Source organism: Cupriavidus plantarum, assembly GCF_905397285.1.
Taxonomy (GTDB): domain Bacteria; phylum Pseudomonadota; class Gammaproteobacteria; order Burkholderiales; family Burkholderiaceae; genus Cupriavidus; species Cupriavidus plantarum.
The window spans coordinates 269,983-284,520 of sequence record NZ_CAJPUX010000001.1; the positions used below are offsets into that span (position 1 = coordinate 269,983).

The following is a 14,538-nucleotide window of genomic DNA, read 5'->3' on the forward strand; positions in this document are numbered from 1 at the left end:
CGTCAATCTTTCTGTGACGGAATGCGTGTCGCCGATATGGAAGGTAGATCGACAGAACCTTCCACGCTATCATCGCGGCGTTAGCGTATGAACGGAGCGGTGAGAGCCGCGCGCTAATCCCGCCCGGAAGGGTCGGTACCCAAGTGTGCCGATAGCGAGGAGGCCCGCGAGGACCTCTACGAAGAGGTCCGATTAGCATGTGAGACTCACTACGCCGGTGCGAGGAGTCGCCCGCCTTCGGTCCAGCAATCGCTGGGTAAGAGGAGCCGGTCCCGATGTGCCAGAAGCCCGCTTTTGCGGGCTTTTGTGTGTCTGCCTCAGGTAGGATGCACGGAGCGGAACTGCCTCGGACTCTGTGCGCTTCAATGATGACTCCCAAACTCTCCGCAGGACTTGTCATAGTGCGCCGGTTCGAAGACGGTTGGCGCTGCCTCGTACTGCGTGTCTATCGGAACTGGGATTTGCCCAAGGGCGCGCCGGAGGGTGGGGAGGCGCCGTTGGTGGCGGCGTTGCGGGAGGCTGCTGAGGAGACCGGGTTGCGCGCGCTTGAGTTGCCGTGGGGGGACGCGTATCGCGAGACGCCGGTGTATGCCCGGGGGAAGGTGGCGCGCATTTATCTGGCGTTGTCGCGTGAGGGGGATGTGGTGTTGCCGGTCAGTGCCGAGCTCGGGAGGCCCGAGCATCATGCGTTTCGGTGGGTGTCTTTTGCCGAAGCGGAGAGGTTGTTGCCGCCGAGGTTTCTCGACATCGTGCGGTGGGCGCGGGAGACGGTGGAGGACGCGACGGGGTGAGTCGCGCCAGCGGGCCGAGCCCTTATCCGATCGTTTCCTGATAGTACCTAAGGTCCGGACTCTCTCTCAGCAGTTGCGCGAACAATCCCTGAAACGCCAGCCATGCCACGTAATCCGAGCCGATCTGCTGGCGGATGGAGGTGGCTTCCTCGTCCGTCATGACGATGAACTCGCCGGCCGCTTCGGCCAGTAGCTGGATCTGGCAGCAGCGCTCCATGGCGAGGAAACGGTACGCGGTGGCGTCCACCGACGAGCCGACGGTCAGCAGCCCGTGGTTGACGAGTACCGCGGTGCGGCGGGTGCCCATGGCGGTGGCGATACGCTTGCCTTCGTCCCGGTCCAGCACCAGCACGTCGCCCTGATAGACCGCCTGGTCGTCGAAGAACAGGCAGGCCTCCTGATTGATCGGCAGCAGCGTGCGCTTGCGCGCGGAGAATGCGCGGCCGTAGATGGAGTGGGTGTGGGCGGCCGCGGTGACATGCGCGTTCGTGGCATGGATGCCGCAGTGGATCGCGACGGCCGCCGCGTTGACGGGGCCGCCGCTGCCGTCATGCACGTTGCCCGCTTCGTCGATGCAGATCAGGTCGTCCGGATGGATGCTCGAGAAGTGCTGCGCATACGCGTTGACCCAGAAGCGGTCGTGATGCTCGGGGTCGCGCACCGTGATATGTCCGGCGATCCCTTCGGCGAGTCCGAAGCGCGAGAAGATGCGGAAGGCCGCGGCGAGGCGGAGTTTTCTATCGCGGCGTTCCGCGTCGTACGAGGTATGGACTGTGGGCGTGGGCAGCGGGCCGCCGATCGGCGTGGGGATCTGGAGGTGGATGTTCGCGATATCGTTCATGGGGATTCCTTCCTGTCTGCCCGATCGATTCTCGGGCAGTCCGCCATCGCGCGATAGGGAAGAAATCTCACAGGGTCGTGCTGTCGAGGAACATGTCCCCGAGACCAACGCTAACGCCAAAACTAACGCGCACTCACCGTGGCGACCGATGCCTGATAGCGCGCCGCCGTCTCCGACAGCCACACTTCGAACTGTTTCAGCGGTTCCCAGTTCTGCCGCTGCTCCGGATACGCGAAATACACCGTGCTGGGACTCTTCACCGTATGCGGATGCGCGACGACGAGCTGCCCGTTCGCGAGCTCCTGGTCGATCAGCGTGCGCGGCAGCAGGGCCAGTCCCTGGCCCGCGACCGTCGCATTGATCGACATCACGAACATGTCGTAGCGCGGCGAGGCCCCGCTGTGCTTGACTGGATGGCCGACCAGCGTTTCGGCCCAGTCGGTCCACGCCGTGGGCAGATCCCGGGTGTAGATCCACGGCGCGGCCGAGATGTCGTCGAGGGTGAGCGCGCCCGCGGGTCGCCAGCGTGGCGCGCAGACGAGCAGCAGCCGATCGTCGCCGATCAGCGCGGAGCCCGCCATGCCCGCCCACAGATGCTGCCCGAAATACAGCGTCGCGTCGAAGTTCGAATCGTCGAAGAAGTTCGGCTGATCGCGGCCGATGATGTGCACGCGGATGTCCGGATGCCGGTCATAGAAGTCCTGCAGACGCGGCACCAGCCACTGCGCCGCGAAGGAGACGCCGACCGCGACGTCGAGGCTCACGGCGCTTTCCGAGCGGACGAGTTCCAGCGTGTCGCGGCGGATCTGGTCGAGGTTCACGCGGATCCGGCGCGCATACTCCGCGCCCGCCGGCGTGAGTACCAGCCGCTGGCGCACGCGATCGAACAGCGCGACGCCGAGGTCCTCCTCCAGCTCGTTGACCTTCTTGCAGATCGCGCCGTGGGTCTGCGACAACTCTTCCGCTGCCTTGGAGAAGCTCTCATGCCTCGCCGAGGCCTCGAAGGCCTGCAACAGGCCCAGACTGGGAACGCCACGACGCATGACGGCTTCTCCTTCGATACATGCTTCGATATCAGGTTGCGGGGGTCAATCCGCCGGCCGCCTTGCGTCGCGACGCCTCCAGCGCGGTGACGATGACCGCCGAGACGACCATCAGGATCGACACCCCATAGAATGCCACGGCAAAGTGCCCCGTGACATCTTTGGACCAGCCGATGAAGTAAGGCAGCACAAAGCCCGCGCACACACCGAGGCTCGTGATCATCGCGATGCCGGCGGCCGCGGCGCGCTCGGCGAGGAACCGGGTGGGCAATTGCCAGAACGTCGTCATCGTGCAGAAGCAGCCCGCGGCACCGATCGCGAACGCGGCGATGGCCGCATAGGGCGAGGTCATCCACATCGCCGTGGTCAGTGCCGCCGCGCATACCAGCAGCGGTCCCGCCACATGCCGGCTCGACAGTTGACGGCGCTGCATCATGCGACCCCATACGAGCATGCTGACGGCGGCGAACGCGAATGGAATCGCGGTGATCATGCCGATTTGCGTGATGGTGTACTTCACGCCGAGCGTCTTCTCGAACGAAGCGACGACCTGCGGCAGGAAGAACAGCAGCGACACGATGCCGGCATTGATGCCGAAGTACACGGCGCCGAGCGCCCAGACGCGCGGGTTGGACAAGGTCGTCCACACGCTGTCATGGCGTTGCGATGCACTCGCTTGGCTCTGCTTCTGCTCGAGCGCGAGCACCGACGCCACGGCGCTCTTCTCGGTGGGCGAGAGCCAGCGTGCCCTGGCCGGACTATCGGGCAGGTAGAAGAAGACGAAGATGCCCAGCGCGATGGAAGGGAGCCCCTCGAGAAAGATCATCGCGCGCCAGCCGCTGAGGCCGAACAGCGTGACGTGCGCCATCAGCCAGGTGGAAATGGGCGCGCCGAACACGCCCGTGAGCGGAATGGCCGTGACGAACAGCGACATCATCCACACGCGGTCCTTTGCGGGCAGCCAGAGCGTGAGATAGAAGACCATGCCCGGGAAGAGGCCGGCCTCGAACACGCCGAGCACGAAGCGCGCGACATAGAGCCATTGCGCATTTGGCACGAGGCATGTGAGCGACGACACGACGCCCCAGGTGATCATGATGCGCGTCATCCAGAGCCGCGCGCCGAAGCGGTACATGCAGAGGTTGCTCGGCACCTCGAACAACACGTAACCGATAAAGAACAGGCTCGCGGCAAGGCCGTATTGGGCCGCCGTCATGCCGAGCTCCTGATTCATCGTCAGGGCCGCATAGCCGATGTTGGCGCGATCGAGCTGATTGGCCATATACATCAGGATCATCAGAGGGCCCAGCCGCCAGCTAATCTTGCGGGCGATTTCCGGAGGCATCGAGGGGGACGCGGTCATGGTGTGTTCCTTCGTAGGAATTTTGGCGTGGCACCGAGAATTTACGACCCGAATTTACGACCTCATTGGGCCGCTCGATACTGTCAATTTCTCACGAGGTCATGACTGGATGTCACAGTGCCCAACTCCTGTTCGTGTCCGTTGCGGAATTCGCGGGAATGGTGCGAAAAGGGCGTGCGGCGACGGGCGAAAGGGTGGGTATTCCCCGACGTGGGGCGTCGTGGCAGGTGCCGCACTAAGGGAAATTCCCGAGCCGGCCGCAGCGTTACCCGCCGCAGTGTTATCGGCCGCAGTGTTATCGACCGATACGGCGCAGCATCAGCAGCATGACCACCGCCATCACGCCAAGCGCCGACGACACCCACAGCGCGCCAATCCCGAATGCATCGAGGCAAAGGCCGAACAGCCACGGGGCGAGCGCCTGTGCGATGCGCGCGGGGACCATCAGCACGCCCTGCCGGTGGCCGTAGCCGGTGGGGCCGAAGATGACCAATGGGAGCGTGCCCTTTGCGATCGTGAGGATGCCATTGCCTGCGCCGTGCAGGACGCCGAACAGCGCGGCCGCCGGGGCGCCGACGATGCCGAATGCCGCGGCGCCGATGGGATGGAGGGCCGCCGCGAGCCGGGCGGACAGGAGCGGGTGAACTTTGCGAAGGAGGCCGAATTCCAGCACGCGTGCTCCGACTTGCGCGGGGCCGATCAGGGCCCCGACGGTGACCGCGGTGGCCAGCGTCGCTCCGCCGGCCTGAAGCAGGCGCGGCAGGTGGGCGGCCATGGCGGTGCTGATGAACCACGTGGCGGCGAAGACGAAGGATAGAGCGATCGACGCCAGCGCCTGTTGGGACGTGCCGTCCGCGCGGCCGGCCGGGCCGACGTTCGATGGGGCAGCATGATCGGTGGCCGTGGCTGGCTTGCCGGATGACGCGGCGACCGCAGTGGCGGCAGCGGCGGTGTGCGTCGCGCTGCGACGCGGCAGGCTGAGGTTCAGCGCGAGCCCGAGCGTCAGGTGTAGCGCCGCCCACGCGAAGCACGCCCCGCGCCAGCCGACGTGGGCTTCCATGTAGGTCGACAACGGCCACCCGACCGTGCTGGCGAAGCCGGCAATCAGCGTGATGCCCGTGATCGCCCCGCGCGACCGGTGGCCGTATAGCGCCACCAGCGTTGCGAACGCGGCTTCGTAGAGGCCGGCGCCCATGCCGATGCCGAGCACCAGCCACGCAGCAAACAGGCTGACCGCGCCTTGCGCGGCGCCGAGCGCGGCCAGGCCTAGCGCGAATATCAGGCTCATCGCGATGAGCACGGAGCGGCCGCCGTTGCGATCGATGGCCTTGCCTGCCGCTGGGCCAATGAGTGCCGAGACCACGAGCGCGGCGCTGAAGGCGGCGAAGATCGTTGGCGGCGAGACATGCAGGTCGCGGGCCATCGGCGTGGCCAGCATGGCCGGGAGGTAGTACGTCGAGGCCCATGCGAGCGTCTGGGCGATGCCGAGGCGCGCGATGACGCCGCGGCTCGGGGACGACTGCGGGTCGTGCGTCATTCGAGGTCGCCGTTGCTGTCGCTCTCGTCTTTAGCGCCGCCTGTGTCGGCGTTCGCGTCCTCGTGCCGCATCGCCGCCGTGGCGAGCGCGCGTGCGTCCGCCGGCGCGGCGTCCTTGCGCTCGCTGTAGCGATCGGTCAGATACTCGCTGCGATCCCGCAGCAGCAGCGTGAACTTGAAGAGCTCTTCCATGACATCCACCACGCGATCGTAGTACGGGGAAGGCTTCATCCGCCCATCGGCATCGAACTCCTGATACGCCTTGGCGACCGACGACTGGTTCGGAATCGTCACCATGCGCATCCAGCGCCCGAGCACACGCAACGCATTGACGGCATTGAACGACTGCGACCCGCCGCTGACCTGCATCACCGCCAGCGTGCGGCCCTGTGTCGGCCGGATGCCGCCGAACTCGAGCGGCAGCCAGTCGATCTGGTTCTTGAACACGGCGGTCAGCGTGCCGTGCCGTTCAGGGCTGCACCACACCTGTCCCTCCGACCATTGCGATATGGCCCGCAGTTCGGCGATCTTCGGATGATCGGCAGGCACGGTGTCGGCCATCGGCAGCCCCGCGGGATCGAACACGCGCGTCTCGGCACCGAATCGTTGCAGAATGCGCTCGGCTTCGTACACGAGCAGGCGGCTATACGACGTGGCGCGCAGCGAACCGTAGAGGAGCAGGATGCGCGGCGGATGCGTGCTGACGCGCGCGGGTTCGAGCTTGCGCAGGTCGGGCGTGTCGAACACCGCGGGAACGACATTGGGCAGATCGTTCATCGGAGGCGTTGTCCCCGCGCATCGACGACGGCCTCGCCGTCCTCCTTGGTGAAGGCGCCGCGCTGTGGCTGCGGCAGGATGTCGAGCACGGCTTCCGAAGGCCGGCACAGCCGCGTGCCGCGCTCGGTGACGACGAAGGGGCGATTGATCAGGATGGGGTGGGCGAGCATCGCGTCGAGCAGTTGCGCGTCGGTCAGCGATGGGTCGTCAAGGCCGAGTTCGGCGTAAGGCGTGCCCTTCTCGCGGATCGCTTCGCGCACGGTGAGGCCTGCGTCGCGGATCATCGTCCGCAGCGTGTGCGGATCCGGCGGCGTGGTCAGGTACGCGACGATCGTCGGCTCGATGCCCGCGTTGCGGATCATCGCCAGCGTGTTGCGCGACGTACCGCAGTCGGGATTGTGGTAAATGGTGACGGTCATGGTGTTCCTTGCGTGGCGCTCATTGAGTGCCCTCGTACCAGCGCTGCGAGCGATTGACCACCCGCACGACAAGCAGCATCACGGGGACTTCGATCAGCACGCCGACGACCGTCGCAAGCGCGGCGCCGGAATGGAAGCCGAACAGACTGATGGCCGTGGCCACCGCGAGTTCGAAGAAATTGCTCGCCCCGATCAGCGCCGACGGCCCCGCGACGCAGTGGGCGACACCCAGCTTGCGATTGAGCAGATAGGCGAGGCCGGAATTGAGCAGCACCTGCATCAGGATCGGCACCGCGAGCAGCAGGATGATCAGCGGTTGGCCGACGATCGCATTGCCCTGGAAGCCGAACAGCAGTACCAGCGTCGCCAGCAGCGCGGCGATGCCAAATGGGCCCAGCGCATCGACCGTGCGCCGATAGGTCGCCTCCCCATGCGCCAGCAGCGCGCGCCGGATGACTTGCGCGATCAGCACGGGCACGACGATATACAGCGCCACGGAAGCGATGAGCGTGTCCCACGGCACAGCGATCGAGGACAGCCCCAGCAGCAGCCCGACCACCGGTGCGAATGCCACGACCATGATCGCGTCGTTGAGCGCGACCTGCGACAGCGTGAAATACGGATCGCCCTTGCAGAGCTGCGACCAGACGAACACCATGGCCGTGCACGGCGCCGCGGCCAGCAGGATCAGCCCGGCGATATAACCGTCGAGCTGGTCCGCGGGCAGCCATCCGGCGAACAGATGCCGCACGAAGATCCATCCGAACAGCGCCATCGAGAACGGCTTGACGAGCCAGTTCACGAACAGCGTCACGCCGATGCCGCGCCAGTGGCCCGCAACCTGACCCATCGCGCCGAAATCGATCTTGATCAGCATCGGGATGATCATGACCCAGATCAGCACGCCAACGGGCAGGTTGACCCGCGCGATCTCCATCGCGCCGATGGCGTGAAACAGCGCGGGCAGCCATTGGCCCAGCGCAATGCCCGTCACGATGCACAGCGCGACCCACACCGTGAGATAGCGCTCGAAGACGCCGATGCTGGGAGAAGCAGTAGGAGCAGGGCGCGCGGACGGGCCGAGCGGTGGGACGGTACTCATGCGCGCGCGGGGGGCGGGCACGCGTTCAACGGGCCGCAGGGGACGCCGGCGCAGCAATTCTCCGTGAGATAGCCAAGCAGGTCCTCCATCGTGTCGAAGCGCGCCATGTAGACGATGGAACGGCCTTCCTGACGGCTGGCCAGCAGGTCGGCGCGGTGCAGTTCCTTGAGGTGAAAGGACAGCGACGACGGCGGCATCTCCATGATGTCGGCGATCCGGCCAGCGGGCAGGCCTTCACGGCCGGCCTGCACGAGCAGACGGAAGATGGCCAGGCGCACCCCATGGGCGAGGGCGCTCAGGGCTTCGAGGGCGTTATCGGTTTCCATATTTCGAATATAGTGGAAATGTCGAATAATGCCAAGAGGCATACCGGTGGCACAGGCTCGGTCAGGACGCCCAACCGCGTGATGGACGTGACGTGGACGTGCTGTGGACGTGATGTGGACGCGTTATGGGATAATCGCCGGGTTTTGCCCACGGCGCGGCTCAAGAGGTTGTTCGCACGGGCGAGCGAAGGGCTCCTACTCGCGGGGCCCGCGGGGTTCATGGTTCATGCCCCCTATCGGCAGTCCTGCAGCCTCCTGCGGATTGCCGCAGATTTCATCAGCCGCGATTTCCATAGTTCCCACGATGCCCGCATACCGTTCCAAAACCTCCACCGCCGGCCGCAACATGGCGGGGGCGCGCTCGCTCTGGCGCGCCACCGGCATGAAGGACGAAGACTTCTCGAAGCCGATCGTCGCGGTGGTCAACTCGTTCACCCAGTTCGTTCCCGGACACGTCCACCTGAAGGACCTCGGACAGCTCGTCGCGCGCGAGATCGAGGCCGCCGGTGGCGTGGCGAAGGAATTCAACACCATCGCGGTCGATGACGGCATCGCCATGGGCCACGACGGCATGCTGTACTCGCTGCCGAGCCGCGACATCATCGCGGACTCCGTCGAGTACATGGTCAATGCCCACTGCGCCGACGCCATGGTGTGCATCTCCAACTGCGACAAGATCACCCCGGGCATGCTGATGGCCGCGATGCGGCTCAACATTCCCGTGATCTTTGTGTCGGGCGGTCCGATGGAAGCCGGCAAGACGCGTCTGGCCAACCCCGTGACCAAGGCCGTCGAGTTCAAGAAGCTCGACCTGGTGGACGCGATGGTGATCGCCGCCGATTCGTCGTACTCGGACGCCGATGTGGCCGAGGTGGAGCGTTCCGCCTGCCCGACGTGCGGTTCATGCTCGGGCATGTTCACGGCCAATTCGATGAACTGCCTGACCGAGGCGCTCGGCCTGTCGCTGCCGGGCAACGGCACCGTGGTGGCCACGCACGCCGACCGCGAGCAGCTGTTCAAGCGCGCCGGCCGCCGTATCGTCGAACTCACGCGCGAGTACTACGAGCAGGAGAACGACCGCGTGCTGCCGCGTTCGGTCGGCTTCAAGGCGTTCGAGAATGCCATGACGCTCGATATCGCGATGGGCGGTTCGACCAACACGATCCTGCACCTGCTGGCGATCGCGCGCGAAGCCGAGATCGACTTCACCATGGCGGACATCGATCGCATGTCGCGCATCGTGCCGCAGCTGTGCAAGGTGGCGCCGAACACGAACAAGTACCACATCGAGGATGTGCACCGCGCCGGCGGCATCATGGCGATCCTCGGCGAACTCGATCGCGCGGGCAAGCTGCACACCGACGTGCCAACCGTCCATACGCCGACGCTCAAGGATGCGCTGGACCAGTGGGACATCGTCCGCACGCAGGACGAAGCGGTGCGCAAGTTCTATATGGCGGGCCCCGCCGGCATTCCGACGCAGGTGGCCTTCAGCCAGAACACGCGCTGGCCGAGCCTCGACCTCGATCGCGCCGAGGGGTGCATCCGTTCGTACGAGCATGCGTTCTCCAAGGAAGGCGGCCTGGCCGTGCTGACAGGCAATATCGCGCTCGACGGCTGCGTGGTGAAGACCGCGGGCGTGGACGAGAGCATTCTCGTGTTCGAGGGCAATGCGCACGTGACGGAGTCGCAGGACGAGGCCGTCGAGAACATCCTGAGCGACAAGGTCAAGTCGGGTGACATCGTGATCGTGCGTTACGAGGGTCCGAAGGGCGGCCCCGGCATGCAGGAGATGCTGTACCCCACGAGCTACATCAAGTCGAAGGGCCTCGGCAAGGCATGCGCGCTGCTGACGGATGGCCGCTTCTCGGGCGGTACGTCGGGCCTGTCCATCGGCCACTGCTCGCCGGAAGCGGCGGCCGGTGGCGCGATCGGGCTCGTGCGCGATGGCGACAAGATCCGCATCGACATTCCGAATCGCACGATCAATGTGCTGGTGTCGGACGAGGAGCTGGCGCGTCGGCGCGAAGCGCAGAACGCCAAGGGCTGGAAGCCCGCGAAGCCGCGGCCGCGGAAGGTGACGGCGGCGCTGAAGGCTTATGCCAAGCTGGTGATGTCGGCGGACAAGGGAGCGGTGCGGGACTTGTCGCTGCTGGATGACTGAACGGAGCCGCCAGGCCGATTAGCCGCCAGGTCGATAATCCGCTAAGGCGCTACGCCACGGAGCGGCCGAGCGGCCGAGCGCGGTCAGGATCGAAGGGCTCGCCTCGATATCGGGTATTTGATATCGGGGCGGGCCCTTCGTCTTTTACGTCCACGACGAGTCGTCGTCGAAGAACGAGCCGTTGTCGCTATCGTCGTCGAGGAAGCTGTTGCCTGACGACGTGCTGGCCGTGTCGATCGACCCGCCGTCGTTGCTGCCGTAGTAGTTGTTCACGACGGTCTCGTTGGGTTGCTCCAGCACCGCCATATCCGGGTTCCCCAGGACATTGCTCGCGCTATTGCGATGGAACATGTTCTCGAGGCCCTGGAACAGGAACGCGCCCCCCGCAACGCCGGCCGCGGTCGTCGCGATGCTGCCGAGGGTCCCACCGAGTCCGCCGCCGAGCCAGCCAGACCTTGCAGGTGGCTGTGCCGTGGCGGGCGAATACGCCACCGGTGATTGGCCGGGTCCCGGAGCGGGCGCCTGAACGGCCGCCGGCTGGGGTGCCGCCATCGATGAGGCACCGGCCTGCGCCGCGCGTCCCGCGCCATAGGCGCCGCCGCCGACGCTGTTGCCCCATGTGTTGTCATCGAGAAAGGCGCGGTTACCGCCCCCCTGGGCGGCCTGCAGTTGCGACACCTGCGCCTGAAGCGCGGCGTTCTGCTCGCGCGCGCTGGCGAGGGCATTGTCGAGCAGCAACGCACGCTGCACGAGCAGATAGGCGGCATCCGGCTGCCGCGCGACCGCGTCGGCGATCATCGCTTCGGCCTGCGGGTCCTTCGCGGCGGCGCGCGCCTGCGTGAGTTGGGTCAAGAAGCGTTCCAGCGCTTGGGTTTCCTGGGGGGTCATGGCAATCTCCTGTCCCGTTGAATGGTACGGCTTGCAGTGAGTACGCGTTGAGTCTAGGGAGCAAGACTTAAGGAAGACTTAAAGCACCCGAGTCGCGTGCTACGATGGCCGCGTTCATCTACATGCATTCATCATGAGGCATTCACGCGCGGAGAAGGCCGCCACGCATCAACGTATCGTCCAGATTGCCGCCCGCCGGTTTCGGGAGCGTGGCATCGACGGAATCGGGGTGGCGGACATCATGCGGGAGGCCGGGCTCACGGTCGGCGGCTTCTACAAGCATTTCGATTCGCGCGAGGCGTTGGTGATGGAAGCGCTGACCGTCGCCTTCGCCGGCCTCGAGGCGTGGGAGACGGCGGCGCGCGGCAGCCTGCGGCGCGCGATTCTGGCGTATCTCTCGCCAGGGCATCGGGATGACCGGACGGATTCCTGCCCGCTGGCGGCGTTGCTCAATGACGTGCCGCGCGGCGTGAGGCCCGGCGTCGCGTCCGATGCGGCGAATGTCTACACCGAGCAGCTGATTCGGGTATTCGACTTCTTCGAGCGGTTGTTGCCTGCGGACGGGCGAGACGATCGTGACGATCGGGGAGCGCGGGCGCGGCTGGTATTCAGCGCCTGTGTCGGCGCGCTGACGCTGGCACGGGCGGTCGACGATCCTGGGTTATCGCGGGAAATTCTCGATACGGTGGCAGACCGGCTTATCGACGCGTTTGCGCCGGCGGAAGTACCTGCCAGCGCGTGATTTGCGTGGCGACGTCCGCAAGAATGCCGTCGGCCAGCGCGCGGTCGGTAACGGCGCGCGACAGGGCGAGCGCCCCGACGCTCGCGCACCACGAGACGATGGCCCTGCTACGCGCTTCTTGAATGGCTTCCGGGGAAGTATCGCCTTGCGCCTGCAGTCTATCGGCGAGCATGTCGAAGACCGCCCGCACTTGCCGCGTGTACGCCGCGCGCAGGGCGTCTTCGGTGGCCTCGTGCGTATGGGCCATGTCGCTGGCCAGCGCGGCGACGGGGCAACCCGAGTCGATCGCGTCGCGATGCGAGGCGCTCAGGTACATGGCAATGGCCGTGTCGAAGTCCGGCGCCCTGGCCTTCCAGTCTTCGAGCACCGTGGCGGCCGTCGCGAATGCCTCCTGCAGCAGCACATCGCGCGACGCGAAGTGCCGGTAGATGGCCCCGGCCGTAATCTCCGCGTCCGCCGCGATGTCGGCGACGCACGCGCCTTGCGTACCCTCGCGCAGCAGACGCCGCGCGGCGGTAACGACAAGACGCTCGCGCGTGGCGGCTTTCGATGCCTGTGAATGACCCATGGCGCTAGTGTGACGGTAGTCGTGCGTTCGCGCAAACCTCATGGCGCGGGGAGAAGGGGCCATCCCGCGCCGCGCAATTCCTCCCGCATGAGCTCCGCAATCCAGCGTCGCCGCGTGTCGTCCATCCGTGAGCGGATCGCGCCGATGCTGATCGCCGCATAGGTGCCCGGCGTGACCTCGAACGCCACGCCGACGCCGCCCACCCCCGTCGCCACGAGGTTGTCCGTCAGCGCATGCCCCTGCTGGCGGATCTGCGCGGCCTGCCGCATCAAGTGCGGCAGAGAGCTCCGCTCGGGCGGTAGTTCGGCGACATGCCGCGCGTGAAAGCCTTCGAGTTCCGCGTCCGAGAGCGTCGCCATCAACGCGGTCCCCGCCGAGCCGACGCCGAGCAGCCGCAGGCCACCGACCTGCAGGACGAGTGCCTTTATCGGAAACGCGCCCTGTTCGTAGTGCACGCAATGGGCGTAGTCGCCATTGCGCACCACCAGATACACCGTGTCCTCGGTACGCCGCGCGAGGCGGATCATCGTCGGCCGGCAACGTTCCATGATCGGCACGCGGCTCATCGTGGCAAGGCCCAGCTGCATCGACTCCAGCCCCAGGCGGTACAGCTTGCTATCGTCCCGCGCGACCATGCCGCTCTGCACCAGCGAGCTCAGCAAGCGATAGGCCGTGGCGCGATCCAATCCCGTCGCGGCGACCAGCGAGGCGAGCGATATGCCCCGCTCGTGGTTGAGCCCGACGAGCTTGAGCAGGTCGATCGCGCGAAACACGGCCTGCGCGCCGCGCGTCCGGGGGTCTTGCGTATTCACTATGTGAACTCCTGCGAAAGGATGACACGCACCATTATCCGTACCGTGCCCGCCGCTGTGTAGCACAGGGGAATCCGTACGTTCACATTGTGAATGAATCGGTATCGAGCGTTTTACGGGAGAGCGCCTGCGTACCGATACTGTACTGACCGGCTGCACAAAACAAAAAAGCACCTATGGAGACAACATGACACGCGCACCCCTTCTCGCCGCCACCTGCCTGGCGCTGCTGCTGGCCGGCGGCGCTCACGCGCAGGGGCCCGACAACTTCCCGACCCGCCCCGTGAAGCTGCTGGTCGGCTATCCGCCGGGCGGCGCCTCCGACACGATCAGCCGCCTGATTGGGCAGGAATTGTCGAAGCTCAACAACCAGTCGTTCGTCATCGAGAACCGGCCCGGTGTGGGCGGCATGATCGCGATGGGCATGGTCGCCAAGGCGCCGCCCGATGGCTACACGCTCGGCCTCGCCGTCAGCGGCACGCTGACCACGGGTCCGCACCTGCAGGCCAACAAGCTTTACGACGCGCTCAACGACTTCGAGCCGATCGGCATGGTGGCCAAGGCGCCGATGATCCTGCTGGCGAGCCCCGCGAGCGGTTACGACAGCGTGGAGGCTGTCATCCGCGATGCGCGCAAGAAGCCGGGCCAGCTGATGTTCGCGTCCGGCGCGCAGGCTTTCGAACTCGCGCTGCAACTGTTCAAGTCGAAGGCCGATGTGGACATCACTACGGTCTCGTACCAGGGCGGCGCGCCTGCGTCGATCGACGTGATGTCCGGCCGCGCGCAACTGATGGTGGACACGATCGGCGCGCAACACGAGAACATCAAGGCCGGCAAGCTCAAGGCGCTGGCCGTGCTCGACAGCACGCGCTCGCCGATTGCGCCCGAGGTGCCAACGATGATCGAGGCCGGTGTAAAGGGCTACGAGGCGCTCGGCTGGACCGCGCTCGTCGCGCCGCGCGGCACGCCGCCCGCCGTCGTGCAGAAGCTGAGCACGCAGCTGCAGCAGGTCCTCAGGATGCCGCAGGTCAGACAGAAGCTCGATGCGCTCGGCTTCGAGGCCTGGCCGGGGACGCCGCAGTTCATGCAGAAGACCGTGGCGGCCGAGTACGCCAAGTGGGGCGATGTGGTGCGGACCTCCGGCATGACGCCGAAATAACTCTTCC

15 protein-coding genes are annotated in these 14,538 nt (G+C 66.0%); 4 read left to right on the forward strand and 11 right to left on the reverse strand.

The genetic code is table 11. From position 1 onward, the window contains the following. Positions 1 to 365 precede the first annotated feature (365 nt). Complete coding sequence (locus tag KHP16_RS01305) at positions 366 to 791, forward strand: NUDIX domain-containing protein (RefSeq protein ID WP_211959452.1); 426 nt, start codon at positions 366 to 368, stop codon at positions 789 to 791. Positions 792 to 813: 22 nt separating this feature from the next. On the opposite strand, the gene KHP16_RS01310 is transcribed toward KHP16_RS01305, so the two are convergent. From KHP16_RS01310 to KHP16_RS01345, 8 genes are all read right to left on the reverse strand, one after another. Beyond that, on the reverse strand, positions 814 to 1,632 hold the full coding sequence (locus tag KHP16_RS01310) for a class II aldolase/adducin family protein (RefSeq protein WP_211959453.1): 819 nt from the start codon (positions 1,630 to 1,632) through the stop codon (positions 814 to 816). 122 nt (positions 1,633 to 1,754) lie between these two features. Next, positions 1,755 to 2,675, reverse strand: a complete 921-nt coding sequence (locus KHP16_RS01315) for a LysR substrate-binding domain-containing protein (RefSeq protein ID WP_109582159.1) — start codon at positions 2,673 to 2,675, stop codon at positions 1,755 to 1,757. 31 nt (positions 2,676 to 2,706) lie between these two features. Then, complete coding sequence (locus KHP16_RS01320) at positions 2,707 to 4,038, reverse strand: MFS transporter (RefSeq protein ID WP_211959454.1); 1,332 nt, start codon at positions 4,036 to 4,038, stop codon at positions 2,707 to 2,709. Positions 4,039 to 4,333: 295 nt separating this feature from the next. Beyond that, positions 4,334 to 5,575 (reverse strand): MFS transporter, encoded by a 1,242-nt coding sequence (locus tag KHP16_RS01325; RefSeq protein ID WP_211959455.1) that lies wholly within the window; start codon positions 5,573 to 5,575, stop codon positions 4,334 to 4,336. Then, the gene (arsH, locus tag KHP16_RS01330; RefSeq protein WP_211959456.1) at positions 5,572 to 6,351 is read right to left on the reverse strand and encodes an arsenical resistance protein ArsH; all 780 of its coding nucleotides are present in this window, start codon (positions 6,349 to 6,351) and stop codon (positions 5,572 to 5,574) included. The genes KHP16_RS01325 and arsH overlap by 4 nt, the downstream gene beginning before the upstream one ends. Next, the gene (gene arsC / locus KHP16_RS01335) at positions 6,348 to 6,770 is read right to left on the reverse strand and encodes an arsenate reductase (glutaredoxin) (RefSeq protein WP_109582155.1); all 423 of its coding nucleotides are present in this window, start codon (positions 6,768 to 6,770) and stop codon (positions 6,348 to 6,350) included. The genes arsH and arsC overlap by 4 nt, the downstream gene beginning before the upstream one ends. A 19-nt stretch (positions 6,771 to 6,789) precedes the next feature. Then, entirely contained in the window at positions 6,790 to 7,872 is a 1,083-nt protein-coding gene (gene arsB, locus KHP16_RS01340) for an ACR3 family arsenite efflux transporter (RefSeq protein ID WP_211959457.1), read from the reverse strand. Next, positions 7,869 to 8,198 carry an ArsR/SmtB family transcription factor gene (locus KHP16_RS01345; RefSeq protein WP_211959458.1) on the reverse strand — a complete coding sequence of 110 codons (330 nt, stop codon included), beginning with the start codon at positions 8,196 to 8,198 and terminating at the stop codon, positions 7,869 to 7,871. Before KHP16_RS01345 ends, arsB begins: the two co-directional genes overlap by 4 nt. A gap of 304 nt (positions 8,199 to 8,502) precedes the next feature. Here KHP16_RS01345 and ilvD point away from each other — a divergent pair, with 304 nt between their 5' ends. Further along, complete coding sequence (ilvD, locus tag KHP16_RS01350; protein WP_211959459.1) at positions 8,503 to 10,362, forward strand: dihydroxy-acid dehydratase; 1,860 nt, start codon at positions 8,503 to 8,505, stop codon at positions 10,360 to 10,362. A gap of 144 nt (positions 10,363 to 10,506) precedes the next feature. Here ilvD and KHP16_RS01355 read toward each other — a convergent pair whose 3' ends face one another. Beyond that, the gene (locus tag KHP16_RS01355; RefSeq protein WP_211959460.1) at positions 10,507 to 11,250 is read right to left on the reverse strand and encodes a DUF2076 domain-containing protein; all 744 of its coding nucleotides are present in this window, start codon (positions 11,248 to 11,250) and stop codon (positions 10,507 to 10,509) included. A 133-nt stretch (positions 11,251 to 11,383) separates the two neighbouring features. On the opposite strand from KHP16_RS01355, the gene KHP16_RS01360 reads away from it, so the two are divergent. After that, positions 11,384 to 11,992: a TetR/AcrR family transcriptional regulator gene (locus KHP16_RS01360; RefSeq protein ID WP_211959461.1), complete on the forward strand. Its 609-nt coding sequence runs from the start codon at positions 11,384 to 11,386 to the stop codon at positions 11,990 to 11,992. On the opposite strand, the gene KHP16_RS01365 is transcribed toward KHP16_RS01360, so the two are convergent. Together KHP16_RS01365 and KHP16_RS01370 are read right to left on the reverse strand one after the other, a co-directional pair. Then, entirely contained in the window at positions 11,949 to 12,560 is a 612-nt protein-coding gene (locus KHP16_RS01365; protein WP_211959462.1) for a TetR/AcrR family transcriptional regulator, read from the reverse strand. The genes KHP16_RS01360 and KHP16_RS01365 overlap by 44 nt on opposite strands. A gap of 38 nt (positions 12,561 to 12,598) precedes the next feature. Beyond that, positions 12,599 to 13,372, reverse strand: a complete 774-nt coding sequence (locus KHP16_RS01370) for an IclR family transcriptional regulator (RefSeq protein WP_109582148.1) — start codon at positions 13,370 to 13,372, stop codon at positions 12,599 to 12,601. 187 nt (positions 13,373 to 13,559) lie between these two features. On the opposite strand from KHP16_RS01370, the gene KHP16_RS01375 reads away from it, so the two are divergent. Further along, positions 13,560 to 14,531 (forward strand): Bug family tripartite tricarboxylate transporter substrate binding protein, encoded by a 972-nt coding sequence (locus KHP16_RS01375; protein ID WP_109582147.1) that lies wholly within the window; start codon positions 13,560 to 13,562, stop codon positions 14,529 to 14,531. The last annotated feature ends 7 nt before the right edge of the window (positions 14,532 to 14,538 follow it).